Source organism: Pseudomonas sp. CCOS 191 (assembly GCF_001007005.1).
GTDB lineage: Bacteria > Pseudomonadota > Gammaproteobacteria > Pseudomonadales > Pseudomonadaceae > Aquipseudomonas > Aquipseudomonas soli.
Window position 1 is genome coordinate 4,331,011 of sequence record NZ_LN847264.1, and the last position, 19,993, is coordinate 4,351,003.

Below are 19,993 nucleotides of genomic sequence, written 5' to 3' on the forward strand. Positions count from 1 at the left end.
CCGCGGATTTTGCTGAAAAATACCGGCCAACAAAAGCGCGGCACTGAAAATACCTGCCGCGGCATGCGAGAATGGCGCCCTCGCCCCGCCTGCCAGGAGGCCACCATGCCCCGCCCCCGCGAATTGAAGATAACCTTGAAACCGGTGCAACTGGTGCTGTGCGTCGCCCTCGGCCTGTGGCTCGGCGCATTGGCGATCGCCGTGAGCCTGTGGCTGGCCCTGCACTTGTGGCCACAGCAGGTGCAACCGCTGGTCGAGGCCACCGCCCCCGCGCAGGTCCTGCCTGCGCCAACCGCTCCTCCAGCGCCACCGGCCGATGCCCAGGCGCAGATGTTCGAACATTACAAGGACATCCTGCACAAGCAGGAATTGCAGCAGGCCGCCGAGGCCGCCCAGGGCAACCCGCGCAACCTGAACAGCCCCAAGTGCCAGTTCTGGCTGCAGCAGAACCGTACCGCGCCGACCGACAAGAGCCAGGCCAACGTACTGGAGTTCTGCTACTGACCATGGACAAGGCCACCCTGCTGCAGCGCATCGTCACCACCCTCGAGCACGACATGGAGGTGCTGCGCCGCGCCGCCCAGACCGCCTACGAGGCCGCCACCGCCGAAGAGAATATCGCCGAGAACAAGTACGACACCTTGGGGCTCGAGGCTTCGTACCTGGCCACCGGGCAGGCTCGACGCACCGCTGAGATCCGCCAGGCGCTGCAGACCTATCAGCAACTGGTGCCGCGCGACTATGACCCGGCGCGGGGAATCCAGGTCGGCTGCCTGGTGACCCTGGAGGATGAACAGGGCCTTCGGCGCAGGCTGTTCCTCGGCCCCGAGGGCGCCGGCTTGAAGATTGGCGAGGGAGAGGCGCTGGTGACGGTGATCACGCCTCGCGCACCGCTAGGCCAGCAAATGGTTGGCAAGCGCGTGGATGACGAAGTACGCCTGGTGCTGGCTGGGGTGGCGCAGGTGCAGTTCATCATAGATATCGTCTGATCCGGCGTTATCGCTGCAAGGCGTCGAAGCGCTGTGCCAGCCCCTGCTCGGCAAACTGCTCCACCACGAAATCGATGAAGGCGCGGGTCTTGCCCGGCAATAGCTTGCGCTCGGCGTAGTACAGGCTGATATGCCCATCGTCGACGTACCAGTCCGGCAGCACCCGACACAGGCGGCCTGAGGTCAGGTAAGGCAAGGCGAACGGCAGGCTGACCAGGGCGATGCCCAGGCCCTGCTCGGCCACCGCGCAGGCGGCATCCGAATCGCTCATGGTCATGTGTTGCGGCAGCCGCAAGGGTTGTTGCTCCTGCCAGCGGCTGGTCAGCGGCCAACTGCGCACCCTGCCGGTCTGCGGCGAGCGGATGAGGATGCCGGTGCAAGCCTGCAACTGTTCCGGCCGATCGATCGGCCCGTGCTGCCGCACATAGCCCGGCGAGGCCACCAGTACCCGGTGCGCGGGCGTCAGCTTGCGTGCCACCACCCCGGGCGGCAGCTCGAAACCACCGCCGAGGGCGGCGTCGAAACCTTGGCCGATCAGGTCGACCTGGCGGTTGTCGAAATGCCAGTCCGGCGAGATCGCCGGGTAGCGGCGCAGAAACTCGCCCAACAGCGGCACAACGTACAAGCGCCCGAACACCGTGCCCATGCTCACCCGCAGCAGCCCCGCCGGTTGTCCCTCGGCGCTGGCCAGGTTGGCCATGGCATATTGGATGGTACGCAGGCTGTCGCCGACCTCGCCCAGGAAGCGCTGCCCGGCCTCGGTCAAAGTGAGCTTGCGCGTGCTGCGCTGGAACAACCGCACCCCCAGGCGCGCCTCCAGTTGGGCGACGTTCTTGCCCACCGCCGCAGGGGTCAATGACAAACGCCGGGCCGCCTCGGCGAAACTGCCGACCTCGGCACTGCGCACGAAGCATTCCAGGCTACTGAACGATTCCATACTCATCATTGCCAACTAAAGGTTTACTCTGTAGATCGTGATTACCATCTTATCAGCATGCAATCCACGTTCGATACTGTGTCCATCCAAGGCATCCGGCCTTGCTTGAACGCAGGAGATCAGCATGTCCCAAGTACTTCCTCTCACCGGCAAGGTGGCCCTGGTCCAGGGCGGTTCCCGTGGTATCGGCGCGGCCATCGTCCGCCGCCTGGCCCGCGACGGCGCCAAGGTCGCCTTCACCTATGTCAGCTCGAGCGCCAGCGCCGAGGCCTTGGCAGGCGAGATCAACAGCGGCGGCGGCCAAGCCCTGGCCCTGCGCGCCGACAGCGCCGACACCCAGGCCGTGCAGCAAGCCGTGGCCGACACCGCGAAGGCGTTCGGCGGCCTGGACATCCTGGTCAACAACGCCGGCGTGCTGGCGGTGGCGCCGGTCGCCGAGTTCGACCTGGCCGACTTCGACCGGCTGCTGGCGGTCAATGTGCGCAGCGTGTTCGTGGCCACCCAGGCGGCGGTGAAGTACATGGGCCAGGGTGGACGGGTCATCAACATCGGCAGCACCAACGCCGAGCGCATGCCGTTCGCCGGTGGCGCGCCCTATGCCATGAGCAAGTCGGCGCTGGTCGGCCTGACCAAGGGCCTGGCCCGGGACCTGGGGCCGCAGGGGATCACCGTCAACAATGTGCAGCCTGGGCCGGTGGACACCGACATGAACCCGGCCAGTGGCGAGTTCGCCGAGAGCCTGATCCCGCTGATGGCCATCGGGCGCTATGGCCAGGCGGACGAGATCGCCAGCTTCGTGGCCTACCTGGCGGGGCCTGAAGCGGGGTACATCACCGGGGCGAGCCTGTTGGCCGATGGTGGTTTCGCAGCCTGATTTGTAATTGCCTGTTCCAGCCTCATCGCTGGCAAGCCGGCTCCCACAGGTACAGTGCCGCGTTCAAGATCCGCGCCGCACCTGTAGGAGTCGGCGGCGAAGGGTTATTCACCGGCCGCCAGCAGTTGTTCTTCAAGTACGTCCAGAAACGCCCGCGCCGCCGGCGTGGGGCTGGGCGACCACACCGCGTACAGATGCCGCACCGGCGCATCCACCAGCGGCACCATGGCGACGTTCTTGAAGCCCCGAGCGATACGCTCGGGGACCAGACCCACGGCCATGCTTCGCTGCACGAACTTTTCCACCAGGCGGATATGGCCGATCTCGAACTGCACCCGATGCCGCAACCCTGCCGCCTGGAACGCCTCGTCGGTCTGTCGACGCGCCCCGGTGCCCTCGGGAAAGTCCACCAGCACCTCGTCGGCCAGCTCGGCCAGGGCCAGCTGAGCCCTGCCCGCCAACCGATGGCCAGGTGGCAGCACTGCCACCAACTCCTCCCGCGCCAGCAAGCGATGCTGCACGCCATGCAGTGCCTCGCCCTGCCACAGGCCGATGAAGCCCACGTCCAGGCGCCGCTCGCAGACGTCCGTCACCAGCAACTCGCTCTTGGCGGTCAACCAGCGCACGTCCACATCAGGGTAGCGCTCATGAAACACCGCCAGCAGATCGACCAGGTCCAGCGCGGTGAGCGAGCTGATCTCGCCGATCGACAAACGTCCACGCACCTGCCCGCAGGCGGCGGCAACATCCTCGGCCACCCGCCGCGCCGCCGCCACCGCCGGCCGGGCACTGATGACGAAAGCCTCGCCGGCCGGGGTCAGGCGCACCCGCCGCGAACTGCGCTCGAACAGGCTTACCCCCAACTGTGCCTCCAACCGTGCCACCTGATGGCTGAGGGCCGACTGCACGACGTGGCAGCGCTCGGCGGCGCGGGTGAAACTGCCGGTGTCGGCAACGGCCAAGGCGTATTCGAGCTGTTTGAGGTTCATCGATCTATCTGCTTTCAAGATGGATAAATTGATAACTATACATTGGCGTCATGAAGGACACTTCCTGATACTTGTCGCCACACAACCTTGCCTGCAACGAGACTGCCCATGAACTCCCCGACTCTGAGTCGCGCCCTGATCCTGCTGATGGCCACCGCCACCGGCCTGGCCGTGGCCAGCAACTACTACGCCCAGCCCTTGCTGCACAGCATCGCCGAGCAGTTCGGCCTGAGCACCGCCAGCGCCGGCACCATCGTCATCGCCGCCCAGCTCAGCTACGGCGCCGGGCTGCTGTTGCTCGCGCCACTGGGCGATCTGTTCGAGCAGCGGCGGCTGATCGTCACCATGGTGCTGATCGCCACCGCCGGGCTGGTGATCAGCGCCTGCGCGCCAAGCCTGCCGTGGCTGTTGTTCGGCACGGCGCTGACCGGGCTGTTCTCGGTGGTGGCCCAGGTGCTGGTACCCATGGCCGCCGCGCTCAGTGCTCCGGATCAACGCGGCCGTGCCGTGGGCACGCTGATGAGCGGCCTGTTGCTGGGCATCCTGCTGGCGCGCACCGCCGCAGGCTTCATGGCCGAGCTGGGCGGCTGGCGCAGCATCTACGTGCTGGCCGCAGTGTTGATGGCCATCAGTGCCCTCGCCCTGTACCGCAGCCTGCCGCAACACCACAGCCACGCCGGCTTGAAATACCCGGCGCTGATCGGCTCGGTGTTCCGCCTGTTCGTCGAGGAACCGGTGCTGCGCCTGCGCTCGCTGCTGGGCTTGCTGGCGTTCAGCCTGTTCGCGCTGTTCTGGACACCGCTGGCGTTCCTGTTGAGCGAGGCGCCCTACCATTACTCCGACGCGGTGATCGGCCTGTTCGGCCTGGCCGGGGCGATCGGCGCACTGGCGGCGAACTGGGCCGGGCGCCTGGCCGACCGCGGCAAAGGCTCGCTGGGCACCACCGTGGGGCTGGTGGCGCTATTGCTGTCGTGGGTACCGCTGGGGTTTGCGCAGAGCTCGCTGGTGGCGTTGCTGGTGGGCGTGCTGTTGCTCGACCTGGCGGTGCAGCTGGTGCACGTGAGCAACCAGAATGCGGTGATCGTGCTGCGCCCCGAGGCGCGTACGCGGCTCAATGCCGGCTATATCACCTGCTACTTCATTGGCGGGGCGCTGGGGTCGCTGCTGGGCACGCAACTGTTCGAAGTGCATGGCTGGGATGGGATCGTGGTGGCCGGGCTGGTGATCGGTGCGCTGGCGCTGCTGGTGTGGGGGCTGGCTGAGCGCCGGCGAGGGAAGCTAGTGGTGCCAGCCTGAAAGTATTTTACTGACAACACCGGCCTCATCGCCGGCAGTTGCTCCCACAGGGTATCGCGCAACATCTGTGGGAGCCGGCTTGCCGGCGATGAGGCCCGCGCAGGAGTCAGGGCCTGCCTTCGATGAACGCTTCGTCCACCCGCGCCAGCTGGGTCTCGCTCAACACCCCGGCCTGGTAATGCAGCTTGATCCACGCCAGCAGGTAGTCGTAGCGGGCCTGGGCCAGGTCGCGGCGGGTGGTGGCCAACTGCTGTTCGGCGTTGAGCACGTCCAGGTTGACCCGCTCGCCGCCTTGCACGCTCTTGCGCGTGGACACCACCAGCGCCTCGGCCGCCACCAGCGCCCGCTGGTAGGCACGCAGCTGGCTGGCGCCGGACTGGCAGGCGTTGTACTGCTTGCGCAGCTCGATCAAGGCACTGCGCGTGTTGCCATCGAGCTCGTACTCGGCCTGCTCCAGGTGCCGGCTGGCCTGGCGGGTCGAAGCCAGCACCCCGCCCCCGGCGAAGATCGGCACGCTCACTTCGATGCCCACGGTATTGGTGTCGTAGCGCTGGTTGTAGGTGTTGCCGCTGTCCGACTCCTGGCGCCGCGAAGTAGCGAACGCGGTGACCTTGGGCAGGTGCCCGGCACGATTGCGCTCGACCTCGTAGCGCGCCACTTCCAGGGCCTGGCGCGATGACGCCAGTTGCGGGTTGTTGGCCAGGGCCCGCTCCTGCCAGGCCTCGTAGCCGCTGGGGTCGACCACCGGCAGGGCGAAGCCCAGGCGCAGCGGCGCCAGGTCCTCGACCCGCACCGCCGGCTCGCCGATCAGCGCGCCCAGTTCGCGCAGCGCGGCATCCTGTTCGTTGCGCGCCTTGATCTCCTCGGCATCGGCCAGCTCGTAGCGGGCCTGGGCCTCGAGAATATCGGTGCGCGTGCCCTCGCCGGCGTCGAACAGACGCTGGTTCTGCTGGAACTGCTGGCGGTAGGCCTGCTTGCTGGCGACGCTGATGGCGATCTGGTCCTGGGCGAACAGCGCCTGGGTGTAGCTGGTCATCACCCGCACCAGCAGTTGCTGGCTCTGGTCGCGGAAGCTCTCGTCGGCGAACAGGGCCTGGGCCACGCCCTTGCGATAGCTCGAATAGGCTTCATAGTCGAACAGCGGCTGCTGGAGGATGAAGGTCGAGCCCATGCTGTTGTAGTTGCGGTCTTCCTTTTGCCGACGCGAATCGCCGAGGTAGCGCACCTCGGAATCGTTGCGGCCCTTGTTGTAGCTGTACGACAGGCTGGGCAGCAGGCCGGCGCGGCCGATGGCGCGGTATTCCTGGCCGGCTTCGCGGGCCTTGAACGCCGCGAGGTAGGTCGGGTCGCGGCGCAGGGCCTGCTCGTATACCTGGAACGGCCCCATGGCGGCCTGGGCGGCGGTCGGCAGCCAGGCGCAGGCCAGCAGCAGCCCGATCAGTGGGAACTTCTTCACTGGCGGTCCTTATTGTTCGGTCAAGGCGGTGCCTGCACGGTCGAGCAGGGGTTTGAACAGGTAGTTGAGCAGCGAGCGCTCGCCGGTGCGCACGAACAGCTCGGCGGGCATGCCCGGGCGTATGGCCAGGCCCTGCAGACGCGCCAGCGCTTCTTCGCTGACCGTGCTGCGCAGCACGTAGTACGGCTGGCCGCTGCGCTCGTCGATCAGCTGGTCGGCCGACACCAGCGCCACTTCGCCGGTAACCCGTGGCGTGCGGTTCTGGTTGAAGGCGGTGAACAGGATGTCCACCGGCAACTGCGGCGCCACCTTGTCCACCAGGTTCACCGGCAGACGCCCTTCCACTTCCAGCGCGGTGCCTTGGGGCACGATCTCCAGCAGGGTATCGCCGGCCCGCACCACTGCGCCTTCGGTGTGCACGCCAAGGTTCACCGCGATGCCGTCGGCCGGAGCGATGATCTCGCTGTGCTGTAGCTCGAAGTGCGCGGAGTTGAGCTGCTGCTCCAGGGTCGCGGCCTTGACCTGGGCTTCGGCCAGCTGGCTGCGCACCTCTTTCTGATATTCCTCGCGGCGCTGCTGCAAGTTGAGCCGGGCTTCGACGATCACCTGCTCCAGGCGCGCGCTTTCGCCGGCGTTCTGCGCCAGGTCGCGCTGCACCTGCGACAGCTGGCGCTGGTACTCCAGCACGCGGTTACGCGGGATATAGCCCTCGCCGGCCAGCGGGCGCAGGCTGTCGAGCTGCTCGCGCAACGAGTCGGCCTGGGCCTGCAGGTCGCCGCGCGCTCGGCGCATGCCGGTCAGCTGGGCCTGGGAGCCGTCGATGCTGGCGGCCAGGGCGCCCTGCTCGCGGGCCTGGGCCTGGCGGCGGCTGTCGAACAGCTGGCGCTGGCCTTCGAGGATCAGCGCCAGGCGGGCGTCGGCGTCTTCGAGCAGTTCCGCGGGAAACTGCACCTGGCCGAGGTTGTCACGCTCGCTCTGCCAGCGTGCCAGGGCGGCGCGGGTCATGCGGTACTGGGCCTGCAGCGCATCGACGTCGGCCTGCACCTGGGTGCGGTCGAGGCGGAACAGCGGCTCGCCCTGGCGCACCAGCTGGCCTTCGCTGACCAGGATGCGGCTGACCACGCCCGCGCCCATGGACTGCACCGCCTTGCGCTTGCCCGACACCACCACAGTGCCTTGCACCGGCACGCCCTGGTCGAGCGGGGCGAAGCTGGCCCAGGCCATAAAGCCGCCGAAACCGACCAGGGTCAGCCACCACCCCAGACGAACATGGAAACGTGCATCACGGGTGTGCTGGCTCATGCGCCACCTCCGGCTTGCAGGGGTCGTTGCGCCGGGGCCTGGCCCATGGCGTGGAGGATATCGCGGGCCGGGCCGAAGCCCTGCATGCGCCCTTCGTTCATCACCAGCAGCTTGTCGGCCTGGGCCAGCGCCGCGCTGCGGTGGGTCACCAGCACCACGGTGCGGCCCTGGGCCTTGAGCTGGACGATGGCGTTGGCCAGGGCGGCTTCGCCGTGGCTGTCGAGGTTGGAGTTGGGTTCGTCGAGCACGATCAGCCGGGCATCGCCGTACAGGGCGCGGGCCAGGGCGATGCGCTGCTTCTGGCCGCCGGAGAGGTCCACCCCCTCCTCGCCCAGGCGCGTGTCGTAGCCCTGGGGCAGGCGCAGGATCAGGTCATGCACGCCCGCCAGGCGCGCCGCCTCGACCACCTTGATGCCGTCCAGTTCACCAAAGCGGGCGATGTTCTCGGCGATGCTGCCGCGCAGCAATTCGATGTTCTGCGGCAGATAGCCGATGTGCGGGCCCAACGCGTCGCGGTCCCATTGGCTGAGCTCGGCGCCATCGAGGCGCACATGGCCGCCGAGGGTCGGCCAGACGCCGACCAGCACCTTGGCCAGGGTCGATTTGCCCGACCCCGAAGCGCCCAGCACGCCGAGCAGTTCACCCGGCGCCAGGGCGAAGTTCACCTGTTGCAGGGTGGCCAGGTTGCGCCCGGGCGGGCCAGCGCTGACCTGCTCCACCGCCAGTTGCCCGGTAGGCACCGGCAGGGGCATCGGCGTCGGCGGCTCCGGGTGCTCGCGCAGCAGGCCGTCCAGGCGCTGGTAGGCCAGCTGCGCGCCGCTCCATTGCTTCCACACCGCGATCAGCTGGTCGATCGGCGCAAGCACCCGGCCCATGAGGATGGAGCCGGCGATCATCATGCCCGGGGTCATCTGCCCCTCGATCACCAGCAGCGCGCCCAGCCCCAGCACCAGCGATTGCAGGCACAGGCGCAGGCCCTTGCTGGTGGCGGTGATCACCGCCGAGGTGTCGCTGGCCTTGTTCTGCAGGTCGAGGAAACGTCCGTGCAGGCTGAACCAGCGCTGGCGCAGCGCGCCAAGCATGCCCATGGCCTGGATGCTCTCGGCGCTCTGCAACTGGCTGCCGGCCAGTTGCGTCGACTGCTGCTGGAAGCCACTGGCCTCGGCCAGGGTGTCATGGGTGAGGCGTTCGTTGAGGATCGCCAGGGCGATCAGCAGCAGCGCGCCGACCGTGGCCATCACGCCCAGCCAGACGTTGAAGGCGAAAATCACCGCCAGGTAGATGGGGAACCAGGGGGCATCGAAGAAGGCGAACAGCGCGGGGCCGGTGATGAACTGGCGCAACTGGGTCAGGTCGCCCAGGGCCTGGCCGGCGGCGCCGTCGCGCTGGCGCAGGTTGCGTTCGAAGGCGGCGCGATAGACCTTCAGGTTGAACGTCTTTTCCAACTGGTTGCCGACCCGAATGACAATGAAACTGCGTACGGCCTCGAGCCCGCCGATATAAACGAAGAAGCCGACAACCATCAATGTCAGCACCCACAAAGTTGTCGTGCTCTGCGAACTCAGTACACGGTCGTACACTTGAAGCATATATATCGACGGCACCAGCATGAGCAAGTTGATCAATGCCGTGAAACAGCCAACGCTGATCAAGGTCGACTTATGTTCGCCGAGTGCCGCCCACAAAGGCGCCCCGGGCTTTTTGCTCGGTAGTTTCATGTTTCGCCCTTGCTTGCCTGAAACTTTGAAGTTTCAGGCCGGGTTTATTTGTCCAGGTGCTGGAGCACCAGTTGGGTACCGTCCGGCCGGGTCCAGGCGTAACGCTTGGCCCCCTCGCGGCTGAAGTGCACCACGCTGCTGCCATCGCCGCCCACCAGGGCCAAGGTGTCAGGGGTCACCAACCAGCTGCCGGGGCGCAGGCCCAGCAAGTCCCTGGCGCAATCCAGGTCGCCTTCGATTTCGCCTTCCGTGGCACCCAGGTGCAGGTTGCAGGCTTGCGCCTGCTGCTGTTCGGGGTAAAGCGTCCAATCACCGGCCATTTGCGCGGCGTTGGGGAGTAACAGGCTGCTCGCCATACCTACCTCGGTCATCGACATCAGGGTAATCGCGGCCAGCGCGATCGTTCGCAAGGTTGCTTTCATTCGTCTGCCTCGCCGACAAAAGGGCGACGCGCGAGCGCCGCCCCTTGTTACATCAGACCACGATGTCGGTGACAGCGGCCTGGCCAACGGTGGTCACCAGGAAATCAGCCGAGGCGTTTCCGGTGAAGTCGATGGACAGGCTGCCCAGGTTGGTGGCCTGGTCGTAGGTCAGCAGCGCCTCGCCGGCATGGCCGGTGAAGGCATTGACGAACTGCAGCGGCAGCTTGTTCACGGCGAACGCGGAGATGGCCGACAGGTCGATCTTGTCCACGCCCGAGGTGAAGTCCATGATGCGGTCCGGCGCCGCCTTGGTGGAGTCGCTGACAGCCGCGAACACGAAGGTGTCCGAGCCGCTGCCGCCCCACAGCTGGTCGGCGCCGCCGCCGCCGTAGATGATGTCGTTGCCGGCACCACCCTTGAGCACGTTGGCCAGCGCATTGCCGATCAGCAGGTCGTTGCCCGAGCCGCCGAAGGCGTTTTCGATGGTCACGCCCTTGGCGATGGACACGTTGCCGACCATGCCGCCGACGTCGGAGAACGACGCTTCGTTGAGGTTGATCTTCTGGTTCTGGGTGAAGCCCGAGAAGTCGAAGGTGTCGTTGCCGCCACCGTCCCACACCGAGAACACCAGCTTCGACGAGGCCGAGGTGGCCGAGTAGAAGTCGCGATCAGCGGTGGAGTTGAAGCCGTAGGTGGTGTCGCTGGCACGGGTGGCGTAGTTGGCGCCGTAGAGCTTCTGGATCGCCAGGATGTCGTCCATCAGCGGGGCCGAGGCGTAGTACTGCCCGCCGCCCTTGATGAAGTTCTGCCCGTTGTTGCTTTCGCTCCAGTAGCTCATGACGCTGTAGCCACGGGTGTCCTGGGCGTAGTCGGCGTCGCGGTAGGTCGGATTGCCCTGGCCGGCGTTGTAGTCGCCGGGGTGAGACAGGCCCAGCACGTGGCCGATCTCGTGGGTCAGGGTCTGGCGACCGTAGTTGCCGGTGCCCGGGGTAATGTTGACCTGGTAGCCGCTGTTGATCAGGTACCAGGACTCGCCCTTGTGCGAACCCGGGCCGTCGAACGGCAGGTAGGCGAACGCCGCGCCGCCGTTGCTGGCGCTGAAGTTGCCATAGGTCATGTGGCCATCGCCACCCGATGCCGCCTCGGTAAAGGTGACCTTGGCCACGTCCGACCAGGACTGCATGGCAAGCTTGGCCTGGTCTTTCTGCAGGTCGCTGAACTGGCTGAAGGTGCCCAGCTTGCGCGTGTAGAAATCGGCCGGAGCCTTGGTCAGGAAGGTGTAGGTGAGGCTGATCGTGCCGTCCTTGTTCAGGTCCTTCCAGGCTGCGCCATCACGCAGGAGGTGATCGGCGGCCTGGTCGACCGTGAAGGACTTCTTGCCATTGATGTTCGCGCCGCCGCGATCGTACTGGTGGGCAAAGCTATCGATCAGGCCGAAGGACGAACTTGGTCCTTTCGGCTGCAGTGCGGAAACGGCCGATGCAATAGCGTTTTCTTTGACTTTCGACATGCAGGTTACTTCCTTGTTTACAAAAAAGCAGTTGATGTCAGACAGGATTCTCCCACCTGGCGAGAACTTCCTGTCACTCGCCTTTATGAGGCGCAAAAAAACTGACACATAATGAAACTTGATGTCCAGCGTTTTTTGACGTCATTTTTTCGTTTTCGAAAACTCAACTGCGGCGCACTTATTTGCGCAAACTGCGATGGATCAATGGCGCCAGCTGCAAGCATTAGTTCCAATCATGACCCCAGGACTTTATAGACGACGATTCGAAGTTTACTTTCGAAAATGCGACTTGTGCCTGTGGTTTGCCATCAACGCTTCGTTTAGGCGCTTTACTACGCGACAACCTGCCGCACGACCCTCCGTCGCCTCGGCGTTGACTTGCCAGCGTACGGAGCGCTCAGTAGGCGTTGGTCAAAGGCCCCCTTCCTGACAGGACGACACAATGACAAGACTCACGGTGCAATCCGGCGATTTCTTGCAAGGTGAAGGCGAGTATCGCAATGGAGCGCTCACACTCAAGACCCCGCGCAGCCCTTCGCCCGGCGAGCGCATTTCGCTGGCGCGGATCAAGGATCTGAAGCTGGCCAACCTCGAGTCGACCCGCAGCCTGGGCACCGCCCTGGGTTGGGGGGTGGCCGGCGCCCTGGTGGCCGGCCCGGTCGGCCTGCTCGCCGGCCTGCTGCTGGGCGGCAAGGAAGAGGAAGTCACCTTCCTCGCCACCTTCAAGGATGGCCGCAAGCTGCTGGCCATCACCGACGGCAAGACCTGGTCGAAGATCGACGACAGCTGGCGCCGGCACCAGCGCCCGGCGGCGGCCTGAATCGCGCCACGCTTCGTTCGTATTGACTGTACTGGCGTCATCGCCGGCAAGCCGGCTCCCGCAGGAAACGCGCATGCCTCTGCATTGTGCGGTATCGGTGGGAGCAGCGGCGCGCCGGATCCCACGTCTGCATCCCTGAAAGCCTCGGCAGCCTGCTACCATGGCGCCCTTTTGCCTGCCCGACAGCTGCCGAGCGATAACGGCGCGTCCGCTTTTCAAGGAGCCTTGCATGACCCCGCTTCGCCCCCGCCTGCCCCTGGGCCTGCTTGGCCTCGGCCTTGCCCTGCACAGTGGCCATGGCCTTGCCGACGACAGTGTGGCCCTGGCCCCCGTGCGCATCTCGGATGTTCAGGACAGCGGCTACCAGGCACGCGAAGCCCAGGTCGGCGGCCTGCACAGCGCGCCGCTGCTCGACACCCCGGCAGCGGTCAGCGTGTTCAGCCGCCAGCTGCTGGACGACCGCCAGGTGCGCAAGCTGAGCGAGGTGCTGCAGAGCGATGCCTCGGTGGGCGAAAGCTATGCGCCGATCGGCTACTACGAGAACTTCAACGTGCGCGGCTTCGAGCTCAACGCCGCCAGCAGCTACCGGGTCAACGGCCAGACCATTGCCGGCGAGCAGAACGTGGCGCTGGAGAACAAGCAGCAGGTAGAACTGCTCAAGGGACTGTCCGGGTTGCAGAGCGGCGTTTCGGAGCCCGGCGGGCTGGTCAACTACGTGACCAAGCGCCCGGAGGACGTGCGCAGCATAAGCGTGTCGAGCAACGAACAGGGCGAGCGCTACCTGGCCACCGACCTGGGCGGCTGGTTCGGCGCCGAGCGCCAGCTAGGCCTGCGGGTGAACCTGGCCCATGAGGACATTCGCTCCTATGTCGATCATGCCGACGGCAAGCGCGATTTCGCCTCCATGGCGCTCGACTGGCAGATCAACCCGAATGCCGTCCTGGAGCTGGATGCCGAATACCAGCACCGCGAGCAGTATTCGGTACCCGGCTATCAACTGCTTGGCGGCAACCAGCTGCCCCATGGCGTCGACCCCAAGGATCACCTGGCCTGGCAGTCCTGGGCCAAGCCCGTGCAGAACGACTCGCTGAACCTGGGCGGGCGTTTCAAGTACCAGTTCAACGACAACTGGAACGGTACCCTCAGCGCCTCGCGCAGCAAGGTAGTCATTGATGACTACAGTGCGTTTGCCTGGGGTTCGAGCGAAGGGTCCTACTTCGGCAGCAATGGCGACTACGACATCTACGATTTCCGCAGCCCTGACGATACCCGCCGCATCGATGAAGCCCAGGCCATGCTCGACGGGCGCTTCGATGCCTTGGGCGTGAGCCATGAGCTGACCGTCGGCACCAGTGCGCAACGCCGCACGCTCGACCAGCGACCGGGCTACAACGAGTGGCGAGGCACGGGCAACATCCATACCGGCGCACCAGCGGTGGAGCCGTCGGACAAGCCCATTGGCAGCAGTGAACGCCGCCTGGACAGCCGCCAGTACGGCCTGTTCTTCAGCGACCGCATCACCTTCAACGACAATTGGCAGACCGTGATCGGCGCCCGGGAAGTGCGCCTGGACGAAAAGACCTGGGACCAGAATGGCGTTGCCGGGCGCCACACCCGACAGTACCAACTGCTGCCCAACGCAGCTTTGATCTACAAGCCGCAGCCGGACACCACCTTGTACGCCAGCTATGCGAAAGGCTTGTCCTCGGGTGGCACCGCCCCCTGGTATGCCAGCAACGCGTTCGAAATCCTCGCCCCGACCCTGTCGCGCCAGCTCGAAGTCGGCATCAAACGTGACTGGCAGGGCATGAGTTTCAGCGCGGCCCTGTTCCAGATCCGCCAGGCGTACCAGTACGCCCGCCCCGACGGAACCCCGGCGCCGACCTACGTGCAATCGGGCCAGCAGAAGAACACCGGCCTGGAGCTCGGCGCCAGCGGCTGGGCAACCTCCAACCTGCAAATCCAGGCCAGCGCCGCAGTGATCCGCGCCCGGGTGCAGAACAGCGACACCGCCGCCTACGAAGGCCACCAGGCGATCAACGTGCCGCGCCTGCGCGCCGCGCTGCAGGCCGACTACGCCCTGCCCGTCCCCGGCCTGGCCCTGCTCGGCGGTGCACGCTACAGCGCCAGCAAGTACGCAAGCTCAGAAGGCAATGTCGAAGTCGGCGGCTACACCGTGTTCGACATCGGCAGCCGCTACCGCACGAACATCGGCGGCTACGACACCGTGCTGCGCCTGACCGTGGACAACGTTTTCGACAAGCGCTACTGGCGCGACGTGGGCGACTACCTGGGCGACAACTACCTGTTCCAGGGCGCGCCGCGCACGGCACGGCTGTCGGCCTCAGTAAGTTTCTAAAGGGGCTGCTTCGCAGCCCATCGCCGGCAAGCCGGCTCCCACAGGAGATCGCATTACCTTGTGGGAGCCGGCTTGCCGGCGATGCGATCGCACAGGTAAAAACAAAGCGACAAACAAAAAGCCCCCGAACCTTTCGATTCGGGGGCTTCTCGTAGAATGTGGCGGTGAAGAAGGGATTTGAACCCTTGATACGATTTCTCGTATACACACTTTCCAGGCGTGCTCCTTCGACCACTCGGACACTTCACCGTTTTCTCTTCAAGCTATTCAGCCTGTCGAGGCGCGCTAATTTAGTAGAAGAGCTTTTACTTGGCAAGCATTTTTTTCAGAATTTTCATGCGCTTAAGGCAATCGGCCGAAAACTCTGGCCAATCAGGGCAATGCTGCCATTGTACCCAGCGCTTTTCCCCACCCTCCCAGTGCTGCCCAGATGGCGCAAGGCACGGCGGCGCGGCGCTGACCGACCAGTCAGCCTTGGTGCTTTACCTGGCCGGCGCCGCTGGGTAACGTCGTCGCCACGCCATCCAAAGGACTCTGCCATGAGCGAGCTGATTACCTACCACGCCGAAGACGGCATCGCCACCCTGACCCTGAACAACGGCAAGGTCAATGCCATCTCCCCGGATGTGATCAAAGCCTTCAACGCCGCACTCGATCGCGCCGTCGAGGAACGCGCGGTGGTGATCATCACCGGCCAGCCGGGCATTCTCTCCGGCGGCTACGACCTCAAGGTGATGACCGCCGGCCCCAAGGAGGCCGTTGGCCTGGTAACCGCCGGCTCCACCCTGGCCCGGCGCCTGCTGTCGCACCCCTTCCCGGTGATCGTCGCCTGCCCCGGCAATGCCGTGGCCAAGGGCGCCTTCCTGCTGCTGTCGGGCGACTACCGCATCGGTGTCGAAGGCCCCTACAAGATCTGCCTGAACGAAGTGCAGATCGGCATGACCATGCACCACGCCGGTATCGAGCTGGCCCGTGACCGCCTCGGCCGTGCGGCATTCCAGCGCTCGGTGAACAATGCCGAAGTGTTCGACCCGCAGGGTGCCCGGGAAGCCGGCTTCCTCGACAAGGTGGTGCCAGCTGAACAGCTGCACGAAACCGCCCTGGCCGCCGCCCGCGAAATGAAGAAGCTGAACATGCTGGCGCACAAGAACACCAAGCTGAAGGTGCGCAAGGGCCTGCTGGAGGCACTGGACGAGGCGATCCTCGCGGACCAGAACCACCTGGGCTGAGTCGGTCCAGGGATTCTCCTTTCAGGACTTTGTGGGAGCAGGCCTGCCCCGCGATGCGATCACCCAGGGTGACGCCATCGCCGGGCAAGCCCGCTCCCACTTGACCTGCCACGCTACAGCAACGTTTGCCCCCACCAGTGCACACCCGTACACTGCGCCGCGACTGTCCGGTGTGAGTCGTACCATGCTTTATATGCTCCGCATGCTCCTGTTGGCGCTGCACTTTCTGCTCGTGGGTGTCGTCGGCCTGGTGATTGGCCTGCTGCGTCCGTTCAACCCCGACAACAGCCGCCTGTTCGCCCGCCTGTACAGCGTGCCGGCCGCCTGGTTGCTGCGCATCAAGGTCAAGGCCGAGGTCGGCCCGCTGTGGGACCAGCCCCCCGGCTGCGTGATCATCGCCAACCACCAGTCCAACTATGACCTGTTCATCCTCGGCCAGGTGGTGCCCCGGCGTACCGTGGCCATCGGCAAGAGGAGCCTGGGCTGGATCCCGCTGTTCGGCCAGTTGTTCTGGCTGGGCGGCAATGTGCTGATCGACCGCCAGAACGCCTATCAGGCACGCAAGGCCATGCAGACCACCACCCGGACCCTGCGCGACGATACTTCGATCTGGATCTTCCCCGAGGGCACGCGCAACCCCGGCGAACAGTTGCTGGCGTTCAAGAAAGGCGCTTTCCACATGGCGATCGAAGCCGGCGTGCCGATCGTGCCGGTATGCGTCAGTCGCTATACCAGGCGCCTGAGCCTGAACAGCTGGCGCCAGCGCACGGTGGTCATCCGCTCGCTGGCCCCCATCGCCACCGCGGGCCTGACCCAACAGGACCTGCCCGCGCTGATCGAACAGTGCCGCAACCAGATGCAGCATTGCATCGACCATATGGAAAGCGAAGTCAGCGCGTCCTGACGTGCCTGCGCACTTGCCCCGTGCCGCTACACAGCCCAAGCTGTGTAGCGTGTTCAATCGAATAAGCGGACAACCATGGGTCGAGTCGTTGCGGCGGCGGTCTACAGCGCCGGCAGGAAGGTCACCAACATCAGCCTCGACGAGGGCGCCGAATGGGCGCGCAAGCCCGGGCACTTCGTGTGGATCGGCCTGGAAGAGCCCAACGCCGAGGAACTGGCCAACCTGCAGCGCCAGTTCGGCCTGCACGAGCTGGCCATCGAGGACGCCCTGGAGAAACACAGCCGGCCAAAGCTGGAAACCTTCGGTGACGCGCTGTTCATCGTCACCTATTCGCCGGTGCGGCACGAAGGCCGGCTGGAATTCATCGAAACCCACATCTTCGCCGGCAACGGCTACATCATCACCTGCCGCAACGGCCACTCCAAGTCCTACGCCCTGGTGCGCCAGCGCTGCGAGGCGCGCCCGTTGCTGCTCGAGCACGGCGAGGACTTCGTGCTCTACGCCCTGCTGGATTTCGTCACCGAGAACTACCAGCCGGTGAGCGAGGCCATCCACGGCGAGATCGAAGAGCTGGAGCAAAGCGTGCTCAGCAACTCGCTCAAGGAAGAGGACATCCAGCGCCTGCACAGCCTGCGCCGCGATATCCTGCGCCTGCGCCGCTACGTGGCGCCGATGGTGGAGGTCAGCGAAGAGCTGCAGCGCCTGAGCTTCCCGTTCATCGACAAGAACATGCGCCCGTACTTTCGCGACGTGCAGATCCACGTGACCCGGCAGATGGAAGATTTGGCCGGCATCCGCGACATCGCCAGCCAGACCATCGAAATCGGCATGCTGCTGGAGTCGTCACGGCAAAGCATCACCCAGCGCAAGTTCGCGGCCTGGGCGGCGATCCTGGCGTTTCCCACGGCGATTGCCGGGATCTACGGGATGAATTTCCAGAACATGCCTGAGCTGGGCTGGCACTACGGCTACTTTGCCGTGCTGGGGGTGATCGGCCTTGGGTGTTCGGGGCTGTACTTCAGTTTCAAGCGGTCGGGGTGGCTGTAGGATCGCCGGGAGCGCTTCCAACCCTGTGGGAGCCGACTTGCCGGCGAAAAGGCCGCAAAGCGGCCTCGCTTGATCAGGCAATGCTATCCCCGGCCTTCACCGGCTGCTGGACGAAGCGCAGCATCCACTCGCCCACCAGATCCCCCTGGTGCTCGGTGGCAAGGCTGGCCACCGCCTTGGCATAGACTTCGTCGCCCAACGAGGCCTGGCGCGCGTCGAGCAGCGCCCGGGAATAGTCGTGGACGAACTCCGGGTGGCCCTGGAAGCACAGCACCTGGTCACGGATATGGTAGGCGGCGTTGGGGCAGAAATCGCTCGAGGCGATCACCGTGGCCCCTTCAGGTAGCTTGGTGACCTGGTCCTGGTGGCTGATCAGCAGGGTCAGCTCGGATACCTGCGGGTCCATCCACGGCGCATGGGCCGCCAGGCTGTAGCGGTGGATGCCCACGCCCCAGCCCTTGTCGGCGCGCTCGGCCTTGCCGCCGAGAGTCAACGCCAACAATTGGTGACCGAAACACACCCCCAGCAGCTTCTCGCCCCGCTCATACAGCTTGAGCAGGTAGGCCTTGAGCGTCTGGATCCACGGATCGTCGCCGAACGAGTCGGCCTTGCTGCCGGTCACCAGGTAGGCATCGAAGGTCCGCTCGGCCGGCGGATAATCGCCGTTCATCACGTTGTACACATCAAACTCGGCGGCGATCGGCTGGCGTGAAAACAGCTGCTCGAACATCCTTCCGTAGCCCTGGTACTGCGCGATCAACTCCGGCCGCAGGACATCGGTTTCAAGGATGCAGATGCGTAACGACATAGCGGTAGTCCTGAACGACATGTGGGTGGGATTTGCTGTAAAGACTGACGCGAAAGGGGCGTACAAGCAAGTAGGATGTCCAGACGAACGGTAGGCCCTGTAACCCTTGGTAACCCTTGCCGCGCACTCGTCTAGCGTCAGCGTGCCAGCGGGGTGGCCAGTGGCCTTAAAGCCATGAGGAATCGACATGATTTTTTTTAGAGCAAAGGGTTCTGAAACAGGGATGACGCGGGCCCTAGTGTTGGTTGTATATCCAGAAACACGCGGCAAGCAGTGAGGGCGTTCGATCACGCCACTGCGATCGACCCGAAGCCAGACAAGGAAGCCAAGGGTTATTCAGGAATAACAACAAGAAGGCGGTCCGCCATGTTCAGACAATCCAAAGTACGCCAAGCCGGGCTCATACTCTTCGCCACGACCCTGCTGCTGATCCTGCCCAACCTTACCCGGTTGTTCGGTTGATCGCGGCAGTGGCCTTTTCCAAGCGTGCGTGGGTAACCTGCCGACCTTGATGGTTGGAGATTCCCCATGCGCCTGTGCCTTACCCTGCTCTGCCTGCTGATTCCCCTGCCAGCGCTGGCCGCGCAACTGACCCTCGAACTGGGTAACGGCAGCCGGCACTGGCAGAGCGAGCAACTGCTCACCCATCCCCAGGCACGGGACGTCACTATTGAACAGGACGTTGCCTACAAGCGCACCATGCATTACCGCGCCGTACCGCTGGCAGCATTGCTCGAGGGCGTAAAACCGAGCGACCACCTGCAGGCGGTGGCCCTCGACGGTTTTGCTGCAGAAATGCCCGCCGGCCCGCTGTTGCAGCCAGGCCCGGCACAAGCCTGGCTGGCCATCGAGGACAACGCCCAGCCTTGGCCGCCACTGGGCCAGGGCAAGGCGGGAGCCGGGCCGTTCTATCTGGTATGGACCCAGCCCCAGGCGAGCGGCATCCGCCCGGAGCAATGGCCATTCCAGATCGCCAGCATTCGCAGCCTGGCAGCGGTCGAGGTGCGCTTCCCCGCCCTGTTGCCAGACCCAGCGCTGCCCGACGCGGATCCGGTGCGCCAGGGCTTTGCCCTGTTCCAGCAGAATTGCCTGGCCTGCCACCGCCTCAATGGCGCTGGCGATGCGCACCTGGGCCCTGACCTGAACCTGCCGCACAACCCTACCGAATACTTTCAGCCGGCATTCCTGCGCCAATACATTCGCGACCCGCAGAGCCTGCGGCACTGGCCGCAGGCCAAGATGCCCGGGTTCTCCACCCAGGTGCTGAGCGACCAGGAACTCGATGCATTGCTGGCATACCTGAAACATATGGCCGGGCGCAAACCACGGTAGG

18 protein-coding genes and 1 tRNA gene are annotated in these 19,993 nt (G+C 65.1%); 10 read left to right on the top strand and 9 right to left on the bottom strand.

What is annotated here, in order from left to right:
• Positions 1–105 precede the first annotated feature (105 nt).
• Both CCOS191_RS19210 and CCOS191_RS19215 read left to right on the top strand, forming a co-directional pair.
• Entirely contained in the window at positions 106–504 is a 399-nt protein-coding gene (locus CCOS191_RS19210; protein WP_046856567.1) for a hypothetical protein, read from the top strand.
• 2 nt (positions 505–506) lie between these two features.
• The gene (locus CCOS191_RS19215) at positions 507–989 is read left to right on the top strand and encodes a GreA/GreB family elongation factor (RefSeq protein ID WP_046856568.1); all 483 of its coding nucleotides are present in this window, start codon (positions 507–509) and stop codon (positions 987–989) included.
• Positions 990–996: 7 nt separating this feature from the next.
• Here the strand turns inward: CCOS191_RS19215 and CCOS191_RS19220 are convergent, their stop codons facing one another.
• Positions 997–1,932 carry a LysR family transcriptional regulator gene (locus CCOS191_RS19220; RefSeq protein WP_046857868.1) on the bottom strand — a complete coding sequence of 312 codons (936 nt, stop codon included), beginning with the start codon at positions 1,930–1,932 and terminating at the stop codon, positions 997–999.
• A gap of 118 nt (positions 1,933–2,050) precedes the next feature.
• Here CCOS191_RS19220 and CCOS191_RS19225 point away from each other — a divergent pair, with 118 nt between their 5' ends.
• Complete coding sequence (locus CCOS191_RS19225; RefSeq protein ID WP_046856569.1) at positions 2,051–2,800, top strand: 3-oxoacyl-ACP reductase family protein; 750 nt, start codon at positions 2,051–2,053, stop codon at positions 2,798–2,800.
• 104 nt (positions 2,801–2,904) lie between these two features.
• On the opposite strand, the gene CCOS191_RS19230 is transcribed toward CCOS191_RS19225, so the two are convergent.
• On the bottom strand, positions 2,905–3,789 hold the full coding sequence (locus tag CCOS191_RS19230) for a LysR family transcriptional regulator (RefSeq protein WP_046856570.1): 885 nt from the start codon (positions 3,787–3,789) through the stop codon (positions 2,905–2,907).
• Between the two features lie 108 nt (positions 3,790–3,897).
• Here CCOS191_RS19230 and CCOS191_RS19235 point away from each other — a divergent pair, with 108 nt between their 5' ends.
• The gene (locus CCOS191_RS19235) at positions 3,898–5,085 is read left to right on the top strand and encodes an MFS transporter (protein WP_046856571.1); all 1,188 of its coding nucleotides are present in this window, start codon (positions 3,898–3,900) and stop codon (positions 5,083–5,085) included.
• A gap of 106 nt (positions 5,086–5,191) precedes the next feature.
• Here CCOS191_RS19235 and CCOS191_RS19240 read toward each other — a convergent pair whose 3' ends face one another.
• Genes CCOS191_RS19240 through CCOS191_RS19260 form a run of 5 tightly spaced genes read right to left on the bottom strand, consistent with a single transcriptional unit; the run spans position 5,192 to position 11,493 of the window.
• Entirely contained in the window at positions 5,192–6,541 is a 1,350-nt protein-coding gene (locus CCOS191_RS19240; RefSeq protein ID WP_046856572.1) for a TolC family outer membrane protein, read from the bottom strand.
• Between the two features lie 9 nt (positions 6,542–6,550).
• Positions 6,551–7,843, bottom strand: a complete 1,293-nt coding sequence (locus tag CCOS191_RS19245) for an HlyD family type I secretion periplasmic adaptor subunit (RefSeq protein WP_046856573.1) — start codon at positions 7,841–7,843, stop codon at positions 6,551–6,553.
• Complete coding sequence (locus CCOS191_RS19250) at positions 7,840–9,561, bottom strand: type I secretion system permease/ATPase (protein WP_046856574.1); 1,722 nt, start codon at positions 9,559–9,561, stop codon at positions 7,840–7,842. The genes CCOS191_RS19245 and CCOS191_RS19250 overlap by 4 nt, the downstream gene beginning before the upstream one ends.
• Before the next feature lie 44 nt (positions 9,562–9,605).
• Positions 9,606–9,983 (bottom strand): AprI/Inh family metalloprotease inhibitor, encoded by a 378-nt coding sequence (locus CCOS191_RS19255; RefSeq protein ID WP_052752634.1) that lies wholly within the window; start codon positions 9,981–9,983, stop codon positions 9,606–9,608.
• A gap of 52 nt (positions 9,984–10,035) precedes the next feature.
• On the bottom strand, positions 10,036–11,493 hold the full coding sequence (locus CCOS191_RS19260; RefSeq protein ID WP_046856575.1) for a serralysin family metalloprotease: 1,458 nt from the start codon (positions 11,491–11,493) through the stop codon (positions 10,036–10,038).
• Positions 11,494–11,935: 442 nt separating this feature from the next.
• Between CCOS191_RS19260 and CCOS191_RS19265 the strand changes: the two genes are divergently transcribed.
• Positions 11,936–12,313, top strand: coding sequence for a hypothetical protein (locus tag CCOS191_RS19265; protein ID WP_046856576.1), 378 nt, complete (start codon positions 11,936–11,938; stop codon positions 12,311–12,313).
• Between the two features lie 229 nt (positions 12,314–12,542).
• Complete coding sequence (locus CCOS191_RS19270) at positions 12,543–14,672, top strand: TonB-dependent siderophore receptor (RefSeq protein WP_046856577.1); 2,130 nt, start codon at positions 12,543–12,545, stop codon at positions 14,670–14,672.
• 159 nt (positions 14,673–14,831) lie between these two features.
• Here CCOS191_RS19270 and CCOS191_RS19275 read toward each other — a convergent pair.
• A tRNA-Ser gene (locus tag CCOS191_RS19275) sits at positions 14,832–14,921 on the bottom strand.
• A gap of 290 nt (positions 14,922–15,211) precedes the next feature.
• Between CCOS191_RS19275 and CCOS191_RS19280 the strand changes: the two genes are divergently transcribed.
• From CCOS191_RS19280 to CCOS191_RS19290, 3 genes are all read left to right on the top strand, one after another.
• Complete coding sequence (locus tag CCOS191_RS19280) at positions 15,212–15,901, top strand: crotonase/enoyl-CoA hydratase family protein (RefSeq protein WP_046856578.1); 690 nt, start codon at positions 15,212–15,214, stop codon at positions 15,899–15,901.
• A 184-nt stretch (positions 15,902–16,085) separates the two neighbouring features.
• Positions 16,086–16,805: a lysophospholipid acyltransferase family protein gene (locus CCOS191_RS19285; RefSeq protein WP_046856579.1), complete on the top strand. Its 720-nt coding sequence runs from the start codon at positions 16,086–16,088 to the stop codon at positions 16,803–16,805.
• A 75-nt stretch (positions 16,806–16,880) separates the two neighbouring features.
• Complete coding sequence (locus CCOS191_RS19290; RefSeq protein ID WP_046856580.1) at positions 16,881–17,852, top strand: magnesium and cobalt transport protein CorA; 972 nt, start codon at positions 16,881–16,883, stop codon at positions 17,850–17,852.
• Between the two features lie 73 nt (positions 17,853–17,925).
• Here CCOS191_RS19290 and CCOS191_RS19295 read toward each other — a convergent pair whose 3' ends face one another.
• The gene (locus tag CCOS191_RS19295; RefSeq protein WP_046856581.1) at positions 17,926–18,660 is read right to left on the bottom strand and encodes an amidotransferase; all 735 of its coding nucleotides are present in this window, start codon (positions 18,658–18,660) and stop codon (positions 17,926–17,928) included.
• Positions 18,661–19,188: 528 nt separating this feature from the next.
• Here CCOS191_RS19295 and CCOS191_RS19300 point away from each other — a divergent pair.
• Complete coding sequence (locus tag CCOS191_RS19300) at positions 19,189–19,992, top strand: c-type cytochrome (RefSeq protein ID WP_046856582.1); 804 nt, start codon at positions 19,189–19,191, stop codon at positions 19,990–19,992.
• The last annotated feature ends 1 nt before the right edge of the window (position 19,993 follow it).

What these genes read in the sequence shown, in the direction of transcription:
- CCOS191_RS19215 (WP_046856568.1), top strand. Translation starts at nt 507, where the DNA reads ATGGACAAGGCCACCCTGCTGCAGCGCATCGTCACCACCCTCGAGCAC.
- CCOS191_RS19250 (WP_046856574.1), bottom strand. Translation starts at nt 9,561, where the DNA reads ATGAAACTACCGAGCAAAAAGCCCGGGGCGCCTTTGTGGGCGGCACTC.
- CCOS191_RS19295 (WP_046856581.1), bottom strand. Translation starts at nt 18,660, where the DNA reads ATGTCGTTACGCATCTGCATCCTTGAAACCGATGTCCTGCGGCCGGAG.
- CCOS191_RS19220 (WP_046857868.1), bottom strand. Translation starts at nt 1,932, where the DNA reads ATGAGTATGGAATCGTTCAGTAGCCTGGAATGCTTCGTGCGCAGTGCC.
- CCOS191_RS19265 (WP_046856576.1), top strand. Translation starts at nt 11,936, where the DNA reads ATGACAAGACTCACGGTGCAATCCGGCGATTTCTTGCAAGGTGAAGGC.
- CCOS191_RS19210 (WP_046856567.1), top strand. Translation starts at nt 106, where the DNA reads ATGCCCCGCCCCCGCGAATTGAAGATAACCTTGAAACCGGTGCAACTG.
- CCOS191_RS19225 (WP_046856569.1), top strand. Translation starts at nt 2,051, where the DNA reads ATGTCCCAAGTACTTCCTCTCACCGGCAAGGTGGCCCTGGTCCAGGGC.
- CCOS191_RS19260 (WP_046856575.1), bottom strand. Translation starts at nt 11,493, where the DNA reads ATGTCGAAAGTCAAAGAAAACGCTATTGCATCGGCCGTTTCCGCACTG.
- CCOS191_RS19290 (WP_046856580.1), top strand. Translation starts at nt 16,881, where the DNA reads ATGGGTCGAGTCGTTGCGGCGGCGGTCTACAGCGCCGGCAGGAAGGTC.
- CCOS191_RS19280 (WP_046856578.1), top strand. Translation starts at nt 15,212, where the DNA reads ATGAGCGAGCTGATTACCTACCACGCCGAAGACGGCATCGCCACCCTG.
- CCOS191_RS19235 (WP_046856571.1), top strand. Translation starts at nt 3,898, where the DNA reads ATGAACTCCCCGACTCTGAGTCGCGCCCTGATCCTGCTGATGGCCACC.
- CCOS191_RS19255 (WP_052752634.1), bottom strand. Translation starts at nt 9,983, where the DNA reads ATGAAAGCAACCTTGCGAACGATCGCGCTGGCCGCGATTACCCTGATG.
- CCOS191_RS19270 (WP_046856577.1), top strand. Translation starts at nt 12,543, where the DNA reads ATGACCCCGCTTCGCCCCCGCCTGCCCCTGGGCCTGCTTGGCCTCGGC.
- CCOS191_RS19245 (WP_046856573.1), bottom strand. Translation starts at nt 7,843, where the DNA reads ATGAGCCAGCACACCCGTGATGCACGTTTCCATGTTCGTCTGGGGTGG.
- CCOS191_RS19285 (WP_046856579.1), top strand. Translation starts at nt 16,086, where the DNA reads ATGCTTTATATGCTCCGCATGCTCCTGTTGGCGCTGCACTTTCTGCTC.
- CCOS191_RS19300 (WP_046856582.1), top strand. Translation starts at nt 19,189, where the DNA reads ATGCGCCTGTGCCTTACCCTGCTCTGCCTGCTGATTCCCCTGCCAGCG.
- CCOS191_RS19230 (WP_046856570.1), bottom strand. Translation starts at nt 3,789, where the DNA reads ATGAACCTCAAACAGCTCGAATACGCCTTGGCCGTTGCCGACACCGGC.